At 70.8% G+C, this 19,458-nt stretch carries 19 protein-coding genes; 10 read left to right on the top strand and 9 right to left on the bottom strand.

Going from position 1 to position 19,458, the window contains the following annotated elements; genetic code table 11:
* Window positions 1-51: 51 nt before the first annotated feature.
* Entirely contained in the window at window positions 52-3,567 is a 3,516-nt protein-coding gene (gene metH / locus ACX114_RS09870; RefSeq protein ID WP_459296976.1) for a methionine synthase, read from the bottom strand.
* Window positions 3,564-4,460 carry an ArsR/SmtB family transcription factor gene (locus tag ACX114_RS09865; RefSeq protein WP_459296974.1) on the bottom strand — a complete coding sequence of 299 codons (897 nt, stop codon included), beginning with the start codon at window positions 4,458-4,460 and terminating at the stop codon, window positions 3,564-3,566. The genes metH and ACX114_RS09865 overlap by 4 nt, the downstream gene beginning before the upstream one ends.
* Window positions 4,461-4,559: 99 nt before the next feature.
* On the opposite strand from ACX114_RS09865, the gene ACX114_RS09860 reads away from it, so the two are divergent.
* Window positions 4,560-5,438 (top strand): patatin-like phospholipase family protein, encoded by an 879-nt coding sequence (locus ACX114_RS09860; RefSeq protein ID WP_206798547.1) that lies wholly within the window; start codon window positions 4,560-4,562, stop codon window positions 5,436-5,438.
* 136 nt (window positions 5,439-5,574) lie between these two features.
* Window positions 5,575-7,176: a S8 family serine peptidase gene (locus ACX114_RS09855; RefSeq protein ID WP_459296971.1), complete on the top strand. Its 1,602-nt coding sequence runs from the start codon at window positions 5,575-5,577 to the stop codon at window positions 7,174-7,176.
* Between the two features lie 96 nt (window positions 7,177-7,272).
* On the opposite strand, the gene ACX114_RS09850 is transcribed toward ACX114_RS09855, so the two are convergent.
* The 3 genes from ACX114_RS09850 to ACX114_RS09840 form a co-directional block, all read right to left on the bottom strand.
* Window positions 7,273-7,716, bottom strand: coding sequence for a CoA-binding protein (locus ACX114_RS09850; protein ID WP_459296969.1), 444 nt, complete (start codon window positions 7,714-7,716; stop codon window positions 7,273-7,275).
* Window positions 7,713-8,615, bottom strand: a complete 903-nt coding sequence (locus ACX114_RS09845; protein WP_459296967.1) for a hypothetical protein — start codon at window positions 8,613-8,615, stop codon at window positions 7,713-7,715. The genes ACX114_RS09850 and ACX114_RS09845 overlap by 4 nt, the downstream gene beginning before the upstream one ends.
* Before the next feature lie 84 nt (window positions 8,616-8,699).
* The gene (locus ACX114_RS09840) at window positions 8,700-9,017 is read right to left on the bottom strand and encodes a DUF2795 domain-containing protein (protein ID WP_120551507.1); all 318 of its coding nucleotides are present in this window, start codon (window positions 9,015-9,017) and stop codon (window positions 8,700-8,702) included.
* A gap of 204 nt (window positions 9,018-9,221) precedes the next feature.
* Here ACX114_RS09840 and ACX114_RS09835 point away from each other — a divergent pair, with 204 nt between their 5' ends.
* The 4 genes from ACX114_RS09835 (at window position 9,222) to ACX114_RS09820 (ending at window position 12,622) form a co-directional block, all read left to right on the top strand.
* Window positions 9,222-10,817, top strand: coding sequence for a YiiX/YebB-like N1pC/P60 family cysteine hydrolase (locus ACX114_RS09835; RefSeq protein ID WP_459296965.1), 1,596 nt, complete (start codon window positions 9,222-9,224; stop codon window positions 10,815-10,817).
* Window positions 10,818-10,836: 19 nt separating this feature from the next.
* Window positions 10,837-11,112, top strand: coding sequence for a hypothetical protein (locus ACX114_RS09830; protein WP_459296963.1), 276 nt, complete (start codon window positions 10,837-10,839; stop codon window positions 11,110-11,112).
* An 85-nt stretch (window positions 11,113-11,197) separates the two neighbouring features.
* Window positions 11,198-12,022 carry a SirB1 family protein gene (locus tag ACX114_RS09825; protein WP_459300112.1) on the top strand — a complete coding sequence of 275 codons (825 nt, stop codon included), beginning with the start codon at window positions 11,198-11,200 and terminating at the stop codon, window positions 12,020-12,022.
* A 21-nt stretch (window positions 12,023-12,043) separates the two neighbouring features.
* Window positions 12,044-12,622 carry an NUDIX hydrolase gene (locus ACX114_RS09820; RefSeq protein ID WP_459296961.1) on the top strand — a complete coding sequence of 193 codons (579 nt, stop codon included), beginning with the start codon at window positions 12,044-12,046 and terminating at the stop codon, window positions 12,620-12,622.
* Here ACX114_RS09820 and moaC read toward each other — a convergent pair.
* The 3 genes from moaC to trxB are packed head-to-tail and all read right to left on the bottom strand — an operon-like array spanning window position 12,619 to window position 15,267.
* Window positions 12,619-13,059 carry a cyclic pyranopterin monophosphate synthase MoaC gene (moaC, locus tag ACX114_RS09815; RefSeq protein WP_459296959.1) on the bottom strand — a complete coding sequence of 147 codons (441 nt, stop codon included), beginning with the start codon at window positions 13,057-13,059 and terminating at the stop codon, window positions 12,619-12,621. The genes ACX114_RS09820 and moaC overlap by 4 nt on opposite strands.
* Complete coding sequence (locus tag ACX114_RS09810) at window positions 13,056-14,243, bottom strand: trans-sulfuration enzyme family protein (protein ID WP_459296957.1); 1,188 nt, start codon at window positions 14,241-14,243, stop codon at window positions 13,056-13,058. Before ACX114_RS09810 ends, moaC begins: the two co-directional genes overlap by 4 nt.
* Before the next feature lie 40 nt (window positions 14,244-14,283).
* Window positions 14,284-15,267 (bottom strand): thioredoxin-disulfide reductase, encoded by a 984-nt coding sequence (gene trxB, locus ACX114_RS09805; protein WP_459296955.1) that lies wholly within the window; start codon window positions 15,265-15,267, stop codon window positions 14,284-14,286.
* Window positions 15,268-15,330: 63 nt separating this feature from the next.
* Here trxB and ACX114_RS09800 point away from each other — a divergent pair, with 63 nt between their 5' ends.
* From ACX114_RS09800 to ACX114_RS09785, 4 genes are all read left to right on the top strand, one after another.
* Window positions 15,331-15,789 (top strand): cyclic nucleotide-binding domain-containing protein, encoded by a 459-nt coding sequence (locus ACX114_RS09800; RefSeq protein ID WP_459296953.1) that lies wholly within the window; start codon window positions 15,331-15,333, stop codon window positions 15,787-15,789.
* A gap of 178 nt (window positions 15,790-15,967) precedes the next feature.
* On the top strand, window positions 15,968-16,729 hold the full coding sequence (radC, locus tag ACX114_RS09795; protein WP_459296951.1) for a RadC family protein: 762 nt from the start codon (window positions 15,968-15,970) through the stop codon (window positions 16,727-16,729).
* Window positions 16,729-16,989 carry a DUF3006 family protein gene (locus ACX114_RS09790; RefSeq protein WP_459300110.1) on the top strand — a complete coding sequence of 87 codons (261 nt, stop codon included), beginning with the start codon at window positions 16,729-16,731 and terminating at the stop codon, window positions 16,987-16,989. Before radC ends, ACX114_RS09790 begins: the two co-directional genes overlap by 1 nt.
* A gap of 51 nt (window positions 16,990-17,040) precedes the next feature.
* Window positions 17,041-19,098, top strand: coding sequence for a RecQ family ATP-dependent DNA helicase (locus ACX114_RS09785; RefSeq protein ID WP_459296949.1), 2,058 nt, complete (start codon window positions 17,041-17,043; stop codon window positions 19,096-19,098).
* Here the strand turns inward: ACX114_RS09785 and ACX114_RS09780 are convergent.
* A complete protein-coding gene (locus ACX114_RS09780; protein ID WP_459300108.1) occupies window positions 19,095-19,442 on the bottom strand; it encodes a hypothetical protein in 348 nt (115 codons plus the stop codon). The genes ACX114_RS09785 and ACX114_RS09780 overlap by 4 nt on opposite strands.
* Between the last annotated feature and the right edge of the window lie 16 nt (window positions 19,443-19,458).

Raw genomic sequence — 19,458 nt, 5'->3', positions numbered from 1 at the left:
CAATCTAACCCGTCCGCCGCGCCCGGGCCCGGCCTTCGGGCCCGCGACGCATCAAGTCACCGAGAAATACGTCGCGTTCGGGTGGTGGAAGACGATGGCGGACACGCTCGCCTCGGGCTCCATCATGCAGCCGTCGGTGAGCTGCACGCCGATCTCCTCCGGCTTGAGCGCGGCGAACAGCTTCGTCTGGTCCTCCAGGCGCGGGCACGCCGGGTAGCCGAACGAGTAGCGCTTGCCGGTGTACTCCGCGCGGAAGCGCTCCAGCATCGTCATGTCCGCGCGGTCCGGGAAGCCCCACATGCTGCGCAGCTGCGTGTGCAGCAGCTCCGCGTAGCCCTCCGCGGTCTCCAGCGCCAGCGCCTGCACCGCGTGCATCTTGAGGAACTCGCCCCTGGCCTTGAAGCCCTCGGACAGCTCGCGGATGCCCGCGCCCGCGGTGGTGACGAACAGCGAGAGCGCGTCCACCGGCTTGCCGTTCTCCAGCGGCCTCACGTAGTCCGCCAGGCACAGGCCGTTGTCCTTGTCCTGCCGGGGGAAGTCGAAGGACGTCACCGGCTCGCCCGTCGTGCCGTCGAAGAGCAGCACGCGGTCGCCGTCGCTGGCCGCCTTGAAGAACTGGAACACCGAGCGCGCCTGCATCACGCCGCCACGCAAGAGCGTCTTCAGCTCCTCCACGGCCTCCTTCAGCGCCAGCGCCTTGCGGCCCTCCTCCGTCTTCGCCAGCTCCGCTTCGGCGGGAGTCCCCAGGGCGCGCGACGACGTGCGCAGGCCCAGGTGGCGGCCGTAGAGCATCACCGGGTTGATGAACTTCCAGATGTGATCCAACGGCGTGTTGGTGAGCACGTGCCGCGCGAAGTCCGGCGCGGGCGGCACCACGTCCAGCACCGGCACCTCCGTGCTGCGCGAGCGGCGCACCGGGGCGGCGGGCGCGGGCCGGTCCTTCGCCTCCTGCGCCAGCTTCAGCCGCCGCGCGGCCAGGTCATCCCGCAGCTTCGCGTGCGCGCCCGGCTCCACGATCTGCTTCGCCAGCTCCAGGCCGTTCATCGCGTCCTGCGCGTAGGCCACGGTGCCGCCGCCGTAGGCCGGAGCGATGTTGCGGTCCACGAAGTTGCGGCTGAGCGCGGCGCCGCCCACCAGGATGGGCGTCTCCACGCCCGCGCGCTTGAGGTCCTCCGCCGTCGCCACCATCTGGTGCGCGCTCTTCACCAGCAGGCCCGACAGGCCGAGGATGTCCGGCCGGTGCTCCTTCACCGCGAGCACCAGCTGCTCGGGCGGGACCTTGATGCCCAGGTTCACCACCTGGAAGCCGTTGTTGGCGAGGATGATCTCCACCAGGTTCTTGCCGATGTCGTGCACGTCCCCCTTCACCGTCGCGAGGACGATCTTCCCGCGCGACGCCGTCTGGGTCTGGCTCATGTGCGGCTCCAGGTGGCTCACCGCCGCCTTCATGGACTCCGCGCTCTGGAGCACCTCCGCGACGATGAGCTCGTTGGCGCCGAAGAGGCGGCCCACCTCGTCCATGCCCTTCATCAGCGGCCCGTTGATGATGTCCAGCGGCGACATCTCCTTCATCGCCAGGTCCAGGTCCGCCGTCAGGCCGTCGCGCGTGCCCTCGATGATGTAGCGCTGGAGCCGCTCGTTCAGCGGCAGGCTGCTCACCTGGGCGCGCGCGGGCTTGCGCTCGCGGAAGTGCGCCGCGAAGGGCGTCACGGGGTCCGCGCCCCGGTTGTAGATGAGGTCCTCGGAGAGCTTGCGCTCCTCCTCCGGCAGCGACGGGTAGCGCTCCAGCTTCTCCGAGTTGACGAGCGCCATGTCCAGGCCCGCCTGCACGCAGTGGTACAGGAACACGGAGTTGAGCACCTCGCGGCCCGCGGTGGGCAGGCCGAAGGACACGTTGCTGATGCCCAGCACCGTGCGGCACTGCGGGAAGCGCTGCTTGATCAGCCGCACGCCCTCAATCGTCTCCACGCCGCTGCCGGTGTACTGCGCGTCACCTGAGGCGCAGGGGAACACGAGCGGGTCGAAGTACAGGTCCTCCGGGCGCATGCCGTACTTCTGGGTGAGCAGCTCGTAGCTGCGCTCGGCCACGGCGAGCTTGCGGTCGCGCGTGACGGCCATGCCGACCTCGTCGATGCAGCCCACCACCAGCGCGGCGCCGAACGCCTTCGCCAGGGGGACGACCTTCTCGAAGCGCTCCTCGCCGTCCTCCAGGTTGACGGAGTTGATGATGGCCTTGCCCTGGCAATACGTGAGCGCCATGGCGATGACCTTCTCGTCCGTCGAGTCGATCATCAGCGGCACGCGCACCTTCTTGACCACCACCTCCAGGAAGTGGCGCATGTCCTCCAGCTCATCCCGGTCCGGGTTCGCCAGGCAGATGTCGATGACCTGCGCCGCGCGCCGCACCTGGGCGCGGGCAATCTCCGACGCGTCGTCGAACGCACCCGCGACGATGAGCTCCTTGAACTTCTTGCTGCCGATGACGTTGGTGCGCTCGCCCACGATGATGGGGCGCTGCTCGTCCGTCACCTCCAGGTAGTCCACGCCGGACAGCGACGAGCGCGGCTTGGGCACCTCCGTGCGCGGCTTGAGGCCCTTCACCGCGGCGGCGAGCGCCTCGATGTGGCCCGCGTGCGTGCCGCAACAGCCGCCCACCACGTTGATCCAACCGCTGTCACAGAAGCGCCGCAGCGACCGGGCAATCATCTCCGGCGACTCCAGATACTGACCGTTCTCGTCCGGCAGGCCCGCGTTGGGCACGCACGACACCGGGAACGGGCTCATGGAGGACAGCGAGCGGATATGGTCCGTCATGAAGTCCGGACCCGTGGCGCAGTTGAGCCCCAGGTACAAAAGGTCCGTGTGCTCCAGCGACGTGGCCAGGCTCTCCACGGACTGGCCCGCGAGCATGGTCCCCATGGGCTCGATGGTGCCGGACACCGCCACCGGCAGCTTCCAGCCCAGCTTCTGGAAGGCCCGGTCGATGCCCAGCAGCGCCGCCTTCACGTTGCGCGTGTCCTGCGCCGTCTCCACCAGCAGGTAGTCGGAGCCGCCCACCGCGAGCCCCTCCGCCTGCACGGCGAAGTTGTCCACCAGCTCCTCGAAGGTGATGCCGCCCGTGACGCTGATGGCCTTGGTGGTGGGGCCAATGGAGCCCGCCACCCAGCGCATGCGCCCGTCCTTCGCCTCCGCGGCCTTGGCGGCGTTGAGCGCCAGGCGGGACGCGGCGATGTTGATCTCCATCGCCTTGTGGCCCAGGTCGAACTCCGCCAGCACCACCGGCGTGCCGCCGAAGCTGTCCGTCTCCGTCACGTCCGCGCCCGCGGCGAAGTACTTCGCGTGGATGCCCTCGATGACGTCCGGGCGGGTGAGGACCAGGTGCTCGTTGCAGCCCTCGTACTGCGCGCCGCCGAAGTCCGCCGCCACCAACTGATGCCCTTGCAGGAGCGTGCCCATGGCGCCGTCCAGCACCAGGATGCGCTCGCGCATCGCGGCCTTGAGCGCCTCCACGCGCTGGCCGTGCTCCCCGGGGGGAAGCGGCAGGGGGTGGGCGATGTGGCTCGTCATGACGGTTTGACTCCGGTCAGCAGGAAGACGCGGAAGGGGCTGGCCCCGTCGCGCGCGTGCGTCTCGCGGGTGAACGACGTGAAACCGGCCTCGCGAAGGGCCGCTTCCAGGACTTCGGGCGAAAAGCCCATGTGACGGTGCCCCAACCGCTCCAGCACCCACTTCTCTTCGTGCGGCATCAGCTCCAGCACCACCAGCCGTCCGCCGGGCTTGAGCAGGCGCGCGGCTTCCGACACCACCGCGGCGGGCGCCTCCACGTGGTGGAGGCTCTGCGAAATCACCACCAGGTCCATGCACCCGCCCTTGAGCGACAGCCGGTGCAGGTCCTCGCGCAGGAACGTGATGTTGGTGAGCGCGTCACGCTGGGCCAGGGTCCGCGCCTGGGACAGCGCGTCCTCGCTCTGGTCGATGGCCCACACGTGCCTTGCCCATCGGGCCATGGCCCGGCTGAACACGCCCGTGCCGCAGCCGAAGTCCGCCACGTCCAGCGGCGGCAGGAGCGACGCCAGCGCCCCCGCCCACAGGAACCACGACTGGCCGGGCTCCAACAGCCGCTCGTTGAGCGCCTGCCGGTCCTCCCGCGCGCGCAGCAGGTCGTTGAGCCGCGCGGAGTCCCCCGCCGCGTCCTCCGCCTCGCGCGCCAGCCGGACGAGCGGCCAGCGCGAGTCATCCGGCTCCAGCGCCAGCGAGTAGTAGGTGAAGCCCGCCTGCCGCTCCTCGCGGATGAGCCCCAGCCCCTTCAGCTTCGACAGGTGATGCGACACCGACGACTGGGCCACCCCCACCAGCGACACGAGCTCCGTCACGTTCAGCGGCGCCTGGGCCACCAACCGCAGGATGCGCAGCCGCGTCGTGTCCCCCAGGACACGGAAGGATTGGGAGAGGACGTCCATATCGAGCCATCAACATATATCGATGCTCTGACTCAATCACAATGGCCCCGCCAACGCATTGCGTTGCCTTGAGGCGCACCCATCCCGTAAAAATCCGAAATGGCTCCCTCCTCGACGCTCCACTCCCTGCTCGAAGGCAAGCGGTTCGGACTGGTCCTCTCCGCGGGCTACTTCGGGTTCTACGGCCATGCGGGTTTCCTGAAGGGGCTGCACGCCTCCGGCCTGAAGCCCCACGCCTATGCGGGCACGTCCGCGGGCGGGATGGTGGCGGCGTACGCGGCGGCGGGCATGCCCATGCCGCAGCTGGAGGAGCTGGTGCTGCGCCAGACGCGGGCCAACTTCTGGGACCCGGACCCCATTGGCGCGGTGCTGAACGTGGCGTCGCAGGGGCACGGCTTCACGGGCCTGCTCAAGGGCGAGCGCTTCCGGCGCCTGCTGGAGGACACGCTGCCGGTGTCCACCTTCGAGGACCTGCCGCACCCGCTGCTGCTCACCGTCGCCAACCTCACCCACGGCACGCACCAGGCGTTCACCACCGGGGAGCTGGCCCCGCGCGTCCACGCCACCTGCGCGTACCCGGGCCTCTTCCGCGCGGTGCCGCTGGACGGCCAGCTCTTCTGGGACGGCGGCCTGGTGGACAAGGCGCCCGCGCTGTCACTCCAGGAGAGCGCCATCGGCAAGGACCTGGACGCCATCCTCGTGCACTACCTGCCCAGCCGGACGCGCAAGGTGGTGGGCGGCCCCATGGCCTATCCGCAGGGCCTGGCCGCCGGGTCCGCCGCGCTCCGGCGCGACCACTTCCGCCTCCAGCTCACCGTGCTCCAGACGCGCAACGTGCCCGTCTACGTCGTCGTCTCCAACCTGCCGCCGGTGACACCCGCCACGCTGGAGCGCGGCTTCGACGCGCTGGATCAGGCCCGGCTGTCCGCCGAGCGCGCCCTGGCCCGGCCCCCGGTGCCGTTCGAGCAGAGCACCTGACCGGAGCCTCCTGGGCTCGCCCGCCTGTTTCAACAAGGGCCGAATAACTCACCAGGATAGAAATAACAGAATAGTCTGATTTGAATGACAGACCGGCATGGCATGGTAGGGACGCTGTTCATCCCGGAGGAAGTCCATGCTGAAGTCGACGCTGTCCCCGCTCCGCCTGCGCGGCGCGGTCATGGCTGTGTCCCTGCTGGCGTTGGCCCCCGCTGCTGGCGCCGCCCCCTCGCTGGCGCCGCGCGCGCTCCTGGCGAAGCCCACGGGTCGGGAGTTGCCCGCGGGGACGTTCGTGGAGCGGCTGGTGGTGAAGTTCCACGAGGGCAGCCACGTGCGCCTGCGCGACAACGCGCTGCGCGCCCTGTCCTCCGAGCGCAGCGCGGGTGAGCGCGAGCTGCTGTCCGGCCTGCGCCTGGACGCCGCGCGCGTGGACGCGGACCTGGCGGAGGTGGTGGCGCTGTTGGATCGCGCGCCGCGCATCGGTGCGCTGGAGCGGGTGTTCCAGGCGGAGGAGGCCACGCTGGACGCGAGCAAGGCGTCCGGTGAGCGCGCGAGCGGCGAGCAGTTGGCGGACCTGAACCTGTACTTCGAAGTTCCGCTGCTGCCCGGAACCACCGCGGACACCGTGGCGGACCTGGTGGCGGCGCTCAACCGCGTGGGCAGCGTGGAGACGGCCTACGCGGCGCCGCCCCCGGAGCCGGCGATGGTGAACTTCGCCATGGAGGCGGGGCTGCGCGCGCTCTTGTCCGCGGCGGACCTGCCGCCCACCACGCCGCTGTACCAGGCCAACCAGGGCTACCTCAACGCGGCGCCCTCCGGCATCAACGCGACCTACGCGTGGACGCAGACGGGCGGCCGGGGCACCAACGTGAAGTTCGTGGACATCGAGGGTGGCTGGCGCACCACGCACGAGGACTTCCCCACGTTCTTCCGCGTGGGCGGCACGCAGTACAACGACCTGGGCTGGCGCAACCACGGCACCGCGGTGCTGGGTGAGGTCATCGGCGCGTCCAACGGCTACGGCGTGACGGGCATCGCCAACGCGGCGACGCCGGGCGTGGAGGCCATTGGCGCGCAGAGCACCGCGAGCGCCATCACCAACGCGGCGGCGGCGGTGGGCGCGGGCGGCGTCGTCCTCATCGAGCTGCACGCGGGCGGCCCCGCGGACGGCACGGCCTGCACGTGCAACACGTCCCAGTGCAACTACATCGCGATGGAGTACTGGCAGGACAACTACGACGCCATCCGCAACGCCACCGCCAACGGCGTCATCGTGGTGGAGGCGGCGGGCAACGGCAGCGCGAACCTGGACGCGGCGGCCTACGGCGGCCGGTTCAACCCGGCCACGCGTGACTCGGGCGCCATCCTGGTGGGCGCCAGCACCGCCACCACGCGCGTGCCCATGTGCTGGACCAACTTCGGCCAGCGCGTGAACGTGCACGCCTGGGGCGAGTCCGTCGTCACCACCGGCTACGGCGACCGCTTCGGCAGCGGCTACGGCGAGGACCAGTACTACACGTCCGCCTTCAGCGGCACCTCCAGCGCGTCGCCCATCGTCGTGGGCGCCGCGGTCAGCGCGCAGGGCGTGGCGAAGGCCAACGGCCGGCTGCTGACGTCCGTGCAGATGCGCGGCCTCCTGCGCAACAACGGCACGGCGCAGGCGGCGGACTCGCGGCAGATCGGCCCGCTGCCGGACCTGGCGAAGGCCCTGCCCAAGGTCATCTCCGGCAACTACTGAAAGCCTGACAACGGCCGCCGCGACCTCCACGCGCGGCCACGCGGCCCTCCGTGCCCTTTTGGGGCGCGGGGGGCCGTTGTCTTTTCCTGGCCCGGGTCAGCGCCCGCTGTAGCGGCGGTGGTCCACCATCAGGCAGCGGTCCTGCACCACGCGGATGCCGGCGGCGGCCAGCCTCTTCGCCGCGGCGTCGTTGCGGATGCCGGACTGGAACCACACCGCCTTGGGCTTCTTCGCGATGATGTCGTCCACGTGCTGGTCGATGTCACCGGGCCTGCGGAACACGTCCACCAGGTCGATGTCGCCCGGGATGTCCACCAGCTTCCGGTACACGGGCTTGCCGAGAATCACCTTCGCGTCCGGGTAGTAGACGGGCACCGGCACCACGTCCACGCCCGCCTTCGCCAGGTACTCCGGCACGTAGTACGCGGGCTGGGCGGAGTGGTCCTCCGTCTTGATGCCCAGCACCGCCACCCGCCGGGCTTCCTGCACCACGTGCTTCACACCCGCTTCGGTCTCGATGAGGTACTCGTCGTGGCTCATGGCCCTTCCTCCTGGAGCGCTTCCGCCTGGGACTCGGTGGTGAGCGTCAACGTGCCGCCCGCCCCCACCGCCTTCACCTTCAGCAGGCGGCGCACCGGGATGAACCGGGCCCACGTCACCACCTGCTCGCCTTCACACGTCACGCCCTTCGACAGCTCGGGCGAACCGGCCTCCGCCCACGCGGCCTTCAGCTCCGCCGGGGCGTTGGGAGGCAGCGCGTCCAGGCACCTGAGCGTCAGCACCACCGCGTCGCCGTAGGACGTCAGCCGCGTGCCCTGCACCGTGCGCTCCAGGAGGAAGGCGCGCTCCTCGCCGTTCACGTCCACGGAGTCCACCGCCCAGGTGCGCTGCCCCTCCACCAGGTTGCGCTGGAGCAGCCCCGCGTACTTCGCCTCCCACTCGCGGCGCGTGCGGATCTCCAGCGCCTCCGGGGAGAAGAAGCGCTCCACCTCCGGCACGCCGGTGCCCTCGGGCGCCACCTGCCGCAGCGCCTCCTGCGCGGCCTCCGGGCCCACCAGCTTCACGAAGGTGCCGTCCGCCGCCAGCTGCATGCGCAGCGTGAAGCGCTCCAGCACGGCGCCGGACAGGGACGGCACGTCGTGCCCGTCATGCACCTGGCGCGGCGTGCGCACGACTTGAGCCACGCGCCAGCCGCCGTCGGACGGGGTGAAGCGCGTCTCGGTGGTGAAGGCCGCCTCGTCGCGCACCTCCGGCCCGCCCTCGCGCTGGAGGGTGCGGGTGGCGCGCACGGATTCGGTGAGGAGGCGGTCCACGGGGGGCTTGAAGTCCAGACGCACCGGCGGCGGCAGCCCCGGCGCGGGGTTGAGCGGCGGATACCGGGACGTGCACCCGGCGGCCAGCGACAGCAGCAGACAGCTCCACGAGAGGCCCTTACGCATGCGCTCGCGAACGCTGGCAGAAAGCCAGGGCGCCCGCGAGCGTCTTGCAGCGTCGTGGTGTGGAGTGTCAGCGCTCAGGCGACACTAGGGGTGGCGCGTCTCGCCCTCGGAGGCACCCTCGATGCGGTCGCGCCCGATGTTGCGCCGGTCGCGGTCCACGCCATCGTCGTCCTTCAGGCCGTTCATCGCGAAGCGGCGCTCGGCCTCCGCCAGGTCGCGCAGCACGTGCTCGCGCAGCATGTACTCGGTCTGTGGCAGGGACTTGAGGATGTTGATGATGTCGACCGGGGCCTCGTTGTCCGCGGCGGCCTCGACGAGTTCCTCGCGCGTCGCCGGGTACTCCACCCCATCCAGGTGCGGGGTGATGGAGCGCGAGGGATCCTCCGCCTTTCCGTAAGCCATCGTGTCTTCCACCTTTCTTGCGCCCGGAGCGTCCAGTGCCCGGACGGCCATCCACGCCTCAACGTGGGGATGACGCCCGCCCCGGGCCACCCTGCCGTCCGGCACCTCCTACGACGCCGGGCAAGCAGGGGACCGGCCGACCTGCCCGCGTCCGCTTCGGGGTAGAGTCCCCCCGCGCCAACGCCCGCCGGAGTGTCCTCCCTGATGTCCGCAGCCTCCCTGCTCGCCGCCTGGCTCACGCTCGCCAGCCCCCCCGCCGACCCGCCGTCCCCCGCCCCCGCCGCCGAGCAGGCCCCGCGCGACGTCTACGCGCTGGACGACGCCGCCTTCGTCGCCCAGGTCCGCCGCGACCTGGAGACGCTGCGCCAGGGGACCGAGGGGCTGCGCCGGCTGCGCGAGGAGGCCTTCCGCTCCAAGGCGCTGTACCAGCGCGGCAAGGACGTGCCGTACACCCCGGACGAGAAGCAGCTCCTGGTGTCCACCTGGGCCGCCTTCTTCGACTGCTTCGTCTCCACGGAGGTGGTGCGCCAGCGCTACTGGGACTTCCTCAAGGTGCCCGCCCTCACCCAGCCGAAGAAGCACGCCTGGGGCTTCCTCCTCACCCACGCCGCGCTCGCGTCGGAGCTGGCGCAGGGCATGGCCTTCGCGGACCTCACCGGAGGCCAGGCGCAGCTGGAGGTGCTGCTGGATGAGCCCGGCCCCGAGTACGGCCTGCCCTCGCGCGCCTTCAGCCGCTTCAAGAAGAAGGTCGTCCACGTGGGCACCAGCACGCAGCTCTTCACGGGCGACGGCTACCGCGCCACGCTGCACCCGGTGCTGGCGAAGTCCGGCGTGCTGAACGAGCCCGGCGTCCCCGCGCTCTTCCAGACCATGCGGAGGGACAGCAAGACAGCCCGCTCGCGCCTCATGAAGCGCGGCCCGGTGCTCTTCGCCAAGGCCGCCGCGGACGTCACCCAGGACACCACCGCCCGCGCGGTGTTCCCGGTGCAGAAGACGGTGGCGGAGTGGATGGGCGACACGCGCGTGCACCGCTCCGGTAGGCCGCTCATCTCCCGGGAGCAGGTGCTGGCGCTCCTGCCGCGCATGGCCCCGGGCGACGTGATGGTCGCGCGGCAGAACTGGTTCCTGTCCAACATCGGGCTGCCGGGCTTCTGGCCGCACGCGGAGCTCTACGTGGGCACCGCGCAGGAGCTGTCCCAGACGTTCGACGCGGACCCGGAGGTGAAGGCCTGGGTGGCCACCCTGCCCGGCCACCCGGAGACGTTCACCGCCCACCTGGCGAAGGCCTTCCCCGCCAAGTGGGCGGAGTACACCGGCAAGGACGCGCACGGGGACCCGCTGCGCATCATCGAGTCCATCAGCGAGGGCGTGAGCTTCACCGGCGTGGAGCACGGCATGCACGTGGACTACCTGGGCGTGCTGCGGCCCCGGCTGTCCCAGGTGGACAAGGCCCGCGCCATCCTGCGCGCCTTCACCTTCCAGGGCCGGCCGTACGACTTCAACTTCGACTTCTTCTCCGACCAGTCATTGGTGTGCACGGAGCTGGTGTGGAAGTCCTACGCCCCGTCGAAGGACATGAAGGGCCTGGACATCCCCCTGGTGAGCGTGGCGGGGCGCAGGACGCTGCCGGCGAATGAAATCGTGCGCGTGTTCGACGCCGAGTACGGCCAGCCCGGCCGCCAGTTCGACTTCGTCGCCTTCCTGGACGGGCGGGAGGGCCCGGGGGACGCCGTCGAAGCGAACGCCGAGTCCTTCCGTTACACCTACCGGCGGATGAAGTGGGACATCGCCCAAGAGTGAGGCTAGAGGCACACACACCATGACGGAAGAGATGGCGAACGAGTTCCTGGCCCTGGCCTCCCCCCTCTACGAGCGGATGATTGCCCAGCAGCAGGCGAAGGTGCTCAAGCTGGCGCGCGAGGCGGTGCCCAACATCGGGCCGGAGGAGCTGCGCAACCCGCACGACTTCCCCGAGCTGAAGGAGCACCCGACCTTCGAGTTCGAGGACGGCATCCTCGCGGGACTGATTTCAGCCCAAATGGCCCTGCGCGCGGAAATCAAGGGCCGGCTTCCCGCGGCACCACCGGGCGCATGACGCTCGCCTGCCTGCTTTTGCCGTGAGGCGCATCCGTGGGTTACTGGTGCACACCGTGAGCTTTCCCTCTGGTTTCGGCCCTCCGCTGGCGCGCGAGCGGCTGGTGTCTTCCCTGGCCGCGGATCCACCGCGGCTGGACCTGGCGGCTCTCGCCATCGCGACGCTGGGCCGAGAGGACCTGGATGCTCCGGCGTGTCTCCAGACGCTGGACGCGCTCGCCGCGCGGGTGCAGGTGGAGGCGGAGCGCCTGCGCGAGAAGGGCGAGGCCCTGGCCCCCCTGCGCGCCCTGCGCCACGTGCTGGCGGACATCGAGGGCTTCCGCGGCAACGAGGACGACTACCACTCCCCGGACAACAGCTTCCTGGACCGGGTGCTGGAGCGGAAGGTGGGGCTGCCGATAACCCTGTCGGTGCTCTACCTGGAGGTGGCGCGCCGCGCGGGCATCCCGCTGTACGGCGTCCCCTTCCCCGGCCACTTCCTGGTGGCGTGCGACGCGGGCGACCACAAGCTGGTGATGGACCCGTTCCACCACGGCGACATCCTCACGGAGCACGGCTGCGAGGAGCTGCTCAAGCGCGTGGCGCCGCAGCTCAAGTTCGACCGGGCCATGCTCGCGCCCGCGCCGGTGGAGCTCATCGCGTACCGCATGCTGTCCAACCTGCGCCGCGTGTACCTGGGGCGCGACGACAGCCAGCAGGGGCTGGCGGTGGTGGACCTGCTGTTGCTGCTGGCCCCGGACCACCCGGGCGAGCTGCGCACGCGCGCGTCGCTGCTCACCACGCTGGGCGCCTTCCGCGCGGCGCTCAAGGACGTGGAGCGCTGCCTGGAGCTGTCCCCGGACGCGCCGGACCGTGAGCGCCTGGAGCTGTCCGCCCGGGAGCTGCGCGAGCGCGCCGAGTTGCTCAACTGAAAGAGAAAGGAACCCCGCCGCATGTCGTCCGCGCCCGAGTCGCCCAAGTCCCCCATCAAGCCCTGGCCGCGTCTGCGCCGGGGGCTGGAGCACGACTTCACGGTGGTGAAGGTGCGCGAGGACGTGGTGGCGGATCCGCGCACGAACCGGGAGCACCCCCGCGTGCACATGGAGTGCGCGGACTGGGTGACCGTCGTCGCGGTGACGAAGCAGGACGAGCTGGTGATGGTGCGCCAGTTCCGCTGCGGCATCGAGGCGGCGACGCTGGAGGCGCCCGGCGGCGTCATCGACCCGGGCGAGGACCCGGCCACGGCCGCCGCGCGCGAATTGGAAGAGGAGACGGGCTACCGCGCCGGGAGACTGGAGCCGCTGGGCGTCGTGCACCCCAACCCGGCCTTCCAGACCAACCGCTGCCACTCGTACCTGGCGCTGGACTGCGAGCGCGTGAGCGACGGGGACCTGGATGACGGCGAGGACATCGCCGTGGAGCTGTACCCGCGCGCGGACCTGCCCCGGCTCATCATGGAGGGCCACATCACGCACTCGCTGGCGGTGGTGGCCTTCCTGATGGAGCGGCTGCGCGCGGAAGTGAAGCGCTAGGCGGGCTCGCGCTCCCAGGTGCCGGAGCGTCCGCCGGACTTGTGGTCCAGCTGCACCGCTTCGATGACCATGCCGCGGTCCACGCTCTTGCACATGTCATAGACGGTGAGCGCCGCCGCGCACGCGGCCGTAAGCGCCTCCATCTCCACGCCCGTGCGGTCCACCGTCTTCACCCGCGCGCGGACCTCCAGCCCTTCGTCCACGGGCGTGAGCGTCACGTCCACGCCCGCGAGCGCGATGGGGTGGCACAAGGGCACGAAGTCCGGGGTGCGCTTGGCGGCCATGATGCCGGCGAGCCGCGCCGCCGCGAGCACGTCCCCCTTCTCAATCTGCCCCGCGAGGATGCGCTCCCGCGTCGCGGGCAGCATGCGCAGGCGCGCGGTGGCCACCGCCACGCGGTCCGTCTTCGGCTTGTCGCCGACGTCCACCATCTTCACCGGCCCGCCCCCTTCGCCACCGCGGCGAGCAGGTCGTCCGCCACGTCGTCCGGATCCTCCAACCCCACGGACACGCGGATGAGGCTGTCGCGGATGCCCGCCTGGGCGCGCTCCTCGGGCGTCATCCGGCGCGCGCTGGCGCTGGCCGCGTGCATCACCAGCGTGCCCACGTCGCCCAGGGACGGGCCGGGCTTCGCCACGCGAAGCGCCTCCAGGAACCGGTCCCCTTCCTTCTGCCCCGCGCCCTTGATTTCGAAAGCCACCATGGGCCCGAAGCCGCCCTCCAGCACCCGCGCCGCCACCGCGTGGTCGGGGTGGGAGGAGAGGCCCGGGTAGATGACCCGCTCCAAGAGCGGCGAGTCCGAGAGCCGCTTCGCCACGTGGGCGGCGTGCTCGTTGTGGGCCTTCATGCGGACGGGCAGCGTGCGCAGGCCGCGCAGCGTGAGCCACGCCTCGAAGGGGCCCAGCACGTCACCGGACAGGATGCGCGCCGAGCGCAGCGGGTCGATGCGCGCCCTGGAACCGCTCACCGTGCCGCCCAGCGCGTCGCTGTGGCCATTGAGCCACTTGCTGGTGGACTGCACCGCGTAGTCCGCGCCCAGCTCCAGCGCGCGCTGGCCAAAGGGCGACGGGAACGTCGCGTCCACCGCGAACACCGCGCTCGCGTCCTTGCAGGCCTGCGCGAGCGCGCGGATGTCCGGCACGCGCAAGAGCGGATTGGAGATGCTCTCCGCCAGCACCAGGCGCGGGCGCCACTCGCGGATGCGCGCGGGCGCGTCCGGGGACGTCACGTCCAGGGGCTTGAGCTCCACGCCCCAGCGGGCGCACAGGTTCCTGTAGAGCGCCCGGGTGACGCCGTAGCCGTCCGTGGGCATCACCAGCACGTCGCCGGCCTTCCACGGCTGCGCGTCGAACAGCGAGCGCAGCGCGGCCATGCCGCTGGCGTAGGCGACGCAGGCCTCCGCGCCCTCCAGCGCCGCCACCGCCTCCTCCAGCAGCGCCGCGTTGGGCGCGCTGATGCGGGCGTAGGCGTAGTCCTTTCCGTCCAGCGCGTCGGACAAATCGTCGCTGCTGTCGAACCAGTTCACCGCCGCCGGGAAGATGGGCGGCATGACGGGCACGGCCTTGCTCCCGGTGAGCCGGGAGCCCGCGTGCACCGCCACCGTCTTCTGCTTCGTCTTCATGCGCGTGTCGTCTCGCTGGGACGGAAAGGAGGGATACGGACTACTCGCCGTGCTCGATGAGCCAGCGCTCCGCGTCGATGGCGGCCATGCAGCCCGTGCCCGCCGCGGTGATGGCCTGGCGGTAGTAGCTGTCCTGCACGTCGCCGCAGGCGAAGACGCCCTCGATGTTGGTGCGCGTGCTGCCCGGAATCGTCTTCAGGTAGCCGCCCTGGTGTGTCTCCAGGATGCCCTGGAACAGCTCCGTGTTCGGCGTGTGGCCAATGGCCACGAACAGGCCGTGCGCGTTGACGAGCTTGCTGTCGCCCGTCTTGAGGTTGCGCACGACGGCGCCCGTCATCCCCTTCCCGTCGCCCACCACCTCCTCCACCGCGGAGTCCCACATGAAGGAGATCTTCGGGTTGTTGAGCGCGCGCTCCTGCATCACCTTGGACGCGCGCAGCGTGTCGCGGCGGTGGATGAGCGTGACGTGGTTGACGATCTTCGCCAGGTACGTGGCCTCTTCCATGGCCGTGTCGCCGCCGCCCACCACCAGCACGTCCTGCTTCTTGAAGAAGGCGCCGTCACAGGTGGCGCACGCGGACACGCCGCGGTTCTTGTAGGTGTCCTCGCCCTTGACGTTCAGCCACTTGGCCGTGGCGCCCGTGGAGATGATGACCGTCTCCGAGCGAATCTGGATGCCGCTCTCGCTCTCCAGGAGGAAGGGCCGCTTGGAGAAGTCCACCTTCGTGACGTTCTCCATGTGGATGACGGTGCCAAAGCGCTCCGCCTGCTTCTGGAAGCGCTCCATCAGCTCGGGGCCCGTGATGGCCTCCGGGAAGCCGGGGTAGTTCTCCACGTCGGTGGTGACCATGAGCTGGCCGCCCGGGACGCGCTGCGGGTGCTCCAGGGTGGGGCCGCCAGCGAACACCACGGGCTCCAGGTTGGCGCGCGCCGCGTAGATGGCGGCGGTGTAGCCCGCCGGTCCCGAGCCGATGATGGTGACCTTCTGGATCTTGTCCTGCGACACGGCGCCTCCTGCGCTCATACGTTGACGGGCCCGGACGGTAACAGACACCGCCTTCCTGGCCATGATACGAACCTGGACCCCATGGATGCCGCTGTCCTCAAGAAGGTTGCGCTCTTCGAGGGATTGACCCAGGGCCAGCTCGCCAAGGTCGCCCGGATTGCCCAGTCCCGGACCCACACGGCCGGAGACTTCCTATTCCGCGAAGGCGACACCGGCCAGGACATGTTCATCCTCGCCGACGGCAAGGTGCGCATTTCCAAATCCGTGCCGGGCATCGGGGAGGAGGCGCTCGCCATCCTCGAACCCGGTCAGTATTTCGGGGAGATGGCGGTCATCGAGGATTCGCCCCGCTCCGCGGACGCCATCGCCCACACCTCCTGCACGGTGTGGGTCATCGAGCGCGCGAAGCTGGACCAGTTGATGTTCACGGACAAGGACCTGGCCTACGTCCTCCTCTGGACGTTCGTCCGCACGCTGAGCGAGCGGCTCCGCGAGACGAACGACAAGATCAAGGCCTTCTTCGCCATCTCCCGCTTCTAGCGGCCAGCCACGCGCTTCCTGGCTCCTCGCACTCCAGGAGTGCGAGTGGAGCAGCGCTGTCCGTCCCGCGGCCGGGCCTCTTCGCACGCCGCTGGACGGGCCCTGCCCTGGCGTCCCGGAGTGGCGCTCGAAGGGCACATGCCTTGCTCAAGCCCGCCGTCGCGTGGACGGAGGCGGGATGGAACAAGGTGGAGAGGCGTGGGTGGAGCCGGGCGAAGGGGAAGCCACGGGTGGCAGGTCGGTGAGGGCGCGCGGCGCGGGATTGGGGGATGCGCGCGAGCGCCTCTTCCGGCTGGGCGCGGAGGCCCTCACCGACCTGGAGTTGTTGGGACTCCTGTGGACGGAGGGGCTGGGGGACGCGGCGGACGGCGTCACGCGGGACGGGCTCAAGGCGCTGGTGCAGGAGGATCCGCGCGTCCTGTGCGCGCGGCGGGGCGTGGGGCCGGCCCGCACGTCCCGGCTCCTGGCGGCGCTGGAGCTGGGACGGCGCGCGCAGCGCTCGTCGGAGAAGCGGCCCCGGCTGCGAAATCCGAAGGAGGTGCACGCGTACCTGGCGCCCACGCTGGGCGCGCTGAGGCGCGAGGTGTTCCACGTGCTGTGCTTCAACCCGCGCAACGTGCTGGTGCATGACGCGCGGGTGGCGGAAGGGACGCTGAGCGCGTGCCCGGTGGATCCGCGGGAGGTGTTCGCCGCGGTGCTCGCCTCGCGGGCCACGGCCATCGTGTTCGCGCACAACCACCCTTCCGGAGACCCGGAGCCCAGCGTCCAGGACGTGGGGCTCACGGAGCACCTGGCGCGGGGCGCGGGCATCCTGGGGGTGAAGCTGCTGGACCACGTCGTCGTGGGGGACGGCGCGTTCGTGTCCATGCTGGAGCGGGGCATCCTGCCGGACAGTGAGCGGGAGGGGCGGCGCAAGTGCGTCTCGGGAGGGGGCTGGTGATGGGGGCGTGCGTGCTGCTGGGACTGGGGACGAGCCCCCTCCGGGTGGAGGTGCTGGAGGAGACGCGGGCCCAGGTGGTGCGGACCGACGGCGGGCAGGCGTGCACGGTGGAGCGCTGGCGGCTGCCACCGGGCGTGCGCGAGGGGGACGTGCTCGTGGACGGCCGCCTGGACCCGGAGCGGACGGAGGCGCTGCGGCGCGAGGTGGCGTTGAAACGGGCAGCGCTGGCGGTTCCCCTTCCTCCGGGGCTCGAGCTGTGACGTGGGGACACCGGTATCCCCGAGGGGATTGGCGTTGACGGCCCAGCCAGGATGATGAACATGCGCGCGATGACGGAGTCCCTGCCCTTCCTCGAAGATGCCCAGCAGGGACTGGTGCGGCACTTCGGCCTGTCGGAGTTCCGCCCCGGCCAGGCGCCCGTCATCAGCTCCGTCCTCAGCGGCCGCAACACCGTGGTGGTGATGCCCACGGGCGCGGGCAAGTCGCTCTGCTACCAGCTGCCAGCGCTGCTGTTGCCGGGCATCACGCTGGTGGTGTCGCCGCTCATCGCGCTGATGAAGGACCAGGTGGAGCAGCTCGCCGCGAAGGGCATCGCGGCCACGTACATCAACTCGTCCCTGTCGGACGTGGAGCGGGCGGAGCGCCTGCGCAAGCTGCGCGCCCGCGAGTACAAGCTGCTCTACGTGGCGCCGGAGCGCTTCCGCAGCGCGAGCTTCCTGGAGCTGGTGGCCAGTCTGGGCGTGGAGCTGTTCGCCGTGGACGAGGCGCACTGCATCTCCCAGTGGGGCCACGACTTCCGGCCGGACTACGCGCTCCTGGGACAGGTGCGAAAGCGCCTGCGTCCTCCGCGCACGGTGGCGCTCACCGCCACGGCGACGCCGGAGGTGCGCGAGGACATCGTCCGGGTGCTCCTGATGAAGGACCCGGCGGTGTTCGCCCAGGGGTTCGACCGGCCCAACCTCTTCCTGGACGTGGTGAACGTCAGCGGGGACGAGGAGCGCCGGGACGCGTGCGCGAGCCTGGCGGCGAAGGGCGGTGGCAGCGGCATCATCTACTGCTCCACGCGCAAGGCGGCGGAAGGGATGCACTCCGCGCTCGTCACGCGCAAGGTGAACGCGGTGCTGTACCACGCGGGCATGGACGACGACGCCCGCCGCCGCGCGCAGGACGACTTCATGTCCGCGAAGGAGGCGGTGGCGGTGGCCACCAACGCCTTCGGCATGGGCATCGACAAGCCGGACATCCGCTTCGTCGCGCACGCCAACATCCCCCGGGCGGTGGAGGCGTACTACCAGGAGATTGGCCGCGCGGGCCGCGACGGCAACCCCGCCACGGCGGTGCTCCTGTTCAACCACGCGGACGTGTACACGCAGGAGCGCCTCATCGAAGGCAGCCACCCGTCCGAGTCCGTGCTGTCGGACATCTGGGCGCAACTGCAGGCCGTGGAGGAGTTCGACCGGGGCGTGCACGCGCTCGCGGGCATGGTGGGCGCCAGCGAGTTCGAGGTCTCCGCCGCCCTGAAAATCTTCGAGCGCGAAGGCAAGCTGGAGCGCGGCGGCCGGGGTGAGGGCGAGTACGGCATCACGCTGACGGACAAGGCCGCCAGCGCGCAGCCGCACGCGGCGGAGTCACAGCGCCTTCTGCGGTCGCTGCTGGAGACCTTCCCCGTGGGGCGGCAGGCCACCACGGAGTTGCCCATCCTCGCGCGGCGCACGGGGCTGACGGAGGACGACGTCCGGCACGCGCTGAGCCTCCTGGAGAAGTCGGGCGTGGTGCGGGTGCGCCGGCCGTTCGCGGGGCGCTCCATCCGCGCGCTGGAGCGCGTCCCGTTCCGCGAGCTCTCGGTGGACCTCTCCCGGGTGCGCGAGCAGGAGCGGCTCAACCGGCTGATGCTCAAGCGGATGGCGGACTACGCGTATACGCCGAAGTGCCGGCGCGCGTTCATCCTGCGCTACTTCGGGCAGGCGGACGCGGCGGCGGTGTGCGGCAAGTGCGACCGGTGCGCGGGCAGCATGATGCCCAAGCCGTCCGGTTCCGCCTCGCGTTCAGCGCCGGCCGCGTCCGGGGCGCCGGTGATGGCGTACAGCGAGCTGGCCTCCATGGAGCTGCGCCGCTGGCGCAAGGACCTGGCGAAGGACCTGGACGTCGCGCCCTTCATCATCTTCAACGACGCGACGCTGCTGGGGCTGGCCGCCGCGCTGCCGGTGGACCGGGAGTCCTTCCTCGCGGTGAAGGGCACCGGGGAGAGCCGCTGGGAGCGCTTCGGCCCCAAGGTGGTGGAGATCTGCCTCATGGCGCGCGCCGCGGGCCATGAGCCGCAGGCGGCGCCCGTGGCCCCGCGCATCCGCAAGGCGAAGTCGCGCCGCTAGCCGTTGCCGGGCGGGGGGCCTTCACCACCGCCGCGCGTGGCGCGAACCAGCGCCCAGCGCAGCACGGCCATGATGGCGCCCACCACCAGGGCGAGCAGGAAGATGACGGCCACGGTGACGAGGCCGAAGACGACGCGCACGCCCAGGTCGCTGATGCGGCCGGTGAAGTACGCCTCGCGCAGCGGCTCCATGGCGCGCACCAGCTCCAGCGCCCGCGCCGGCAGCGAGTCGAGCGCCATGGAGAGGCGCTCGAAGAAGGGGGCGTGGTAGCGACGCCGGATGGACTCCACGACGATGCCCGTCAGCAGGTAGAGCACCGACAGCAGGAAGGCGTTGCCCCACATGACCTTCAGCAGGGGG

This window comes from Corallococcus sp. M7 (genome assembly GCF_054512695.1).
This window is presented reverse-complemented; position numbering and strand designations above follow the sequence as displayed.

Excerpts from the sequence above, each read along its gene's own strand:
- metH (WP_459296976.1), bottom strand. The coding sequence starts at position 3,567 with ATGACGAGCCACATCGCCCACCCCCTGCCGCTTCCCCCCGGGGAGCAC.
- ACX114_RS09865 (WP_459296974.1), bottom strand. The coding sequence starts at position 4,460 with ATGGACGTCCTCTCCCAATCCTTCCGTGTCCTGGGGGACACGACGCGG.
- ACX114_RS09860 (WP_206798547.1), top strand. The coding sequence starts at position 4,560 with ATGGCTCCCTCCTCGACGCTCCACTCCCTGCTCGAAGGCAAGCGGTTC.
- ACX114_RS09855 (WP_459296971.1), top strand. The coding sequence starts at position 5,575 with ATGCTGAAGTCGACGCTGTCCCCGCTCCGCCTGCGCGGCGCGGTCATG.
- ACX114_RS09850 (WP_459296969.1), bottom strand. The coding sequence starts at position 7,716 with ATGAGCCACGACGAGTACCTCATCGAGACCGAAGCGGGTGTGAAGCAC.
- ACX114_RS09845 (WP_459296967.1), bottom strand. The coding sequence starts at position 8,615 with ATGCGTAAGGGCCTCTCGTGGAGCTGTCTGCTGCTGTCGCTGGCCGCC.
- ACX114_RS09840 (WP_120551507.1), bottom strand. The coding sequence starts at position 9,017 with ATGGCTTACGGAAAGGCGGAGGATCCCTCGCGCTCCATCACCCCGCAC.
- ACX114_RS09835 (WP_459296965.1), top strand. The coding sequence starts at position 9,222 with ATGTCCGCAGCCTCCCTGCTCGCCGCCTGGCTCACGCTCGCCAGCCCC.
- ACX114_RS09830 (WP_459296963.1), top strand. The coding sequence starts at position 10,837 with ATGACGGAAGAGATGGCGAACGAGTTCCTGGCCCTGGCCTCCCCCCTC.
- ACX114_RS09820 (WP_459296961.1), top strand. The coding sequence starts at position 12,044 with ATGTCGTCCGCGCCCGAGTCGCCCAAGTCCCCCATCAAGCCCTGGCCG.
- ACX114_RS09810 (WP_459296957.1), bottom strand. The coding sequence starts at position 14,243 with ATGAAGACGAAGCAGAAGACGGTGGCGGTGCACGCGGGCTCCCGGCTC.
- trxB (WP_459296955.1), bottom strand. The coding sequence starts at position 15,267 with ATGAGCGCAGGAGGCGCCGTGTCGCAGGACAAGATCCAGAAGGTCACC.
- ACX114_RS09800 (WP_459296953.1), top strand. The coding sequence starts at position 15,331 with ATGGATGCCGCTGTCCTCAAGAAGGTTGCGCTCTTCGAGGGATTGACC.
- radC (WP_459296951.1), top strand. The coding sequence starts at position 15,968 with ATGGAACAAGGTGGAGAGGCGTGGGTGGAGCCGGGCGAAGGGGAAGCC.
- ACX114_RS09790 (WP_459300110.1), top strand. The coding sequence starts at position 16,729 with ATGGGGGCGTGCGTGCTGCTGGGACTGGGGACGAGCCCCCTCCGGGTG.
- ACX114_RS09785 (WP_459296949.1), top strand. The coding sequence starts at position 17,041 with ATGATGAACATGCGCGCGATGACGGAGTCCCTGCCCTTCCTCGAAGAT.
- ACX114_RS09780 (WP_459300108.1), bottom strand. The coding sequence starts at position 19,442 with ATGTGGGGCAACGCCTTCCTGCTGTCGGTGCTCTACCTGCTGACGGGC.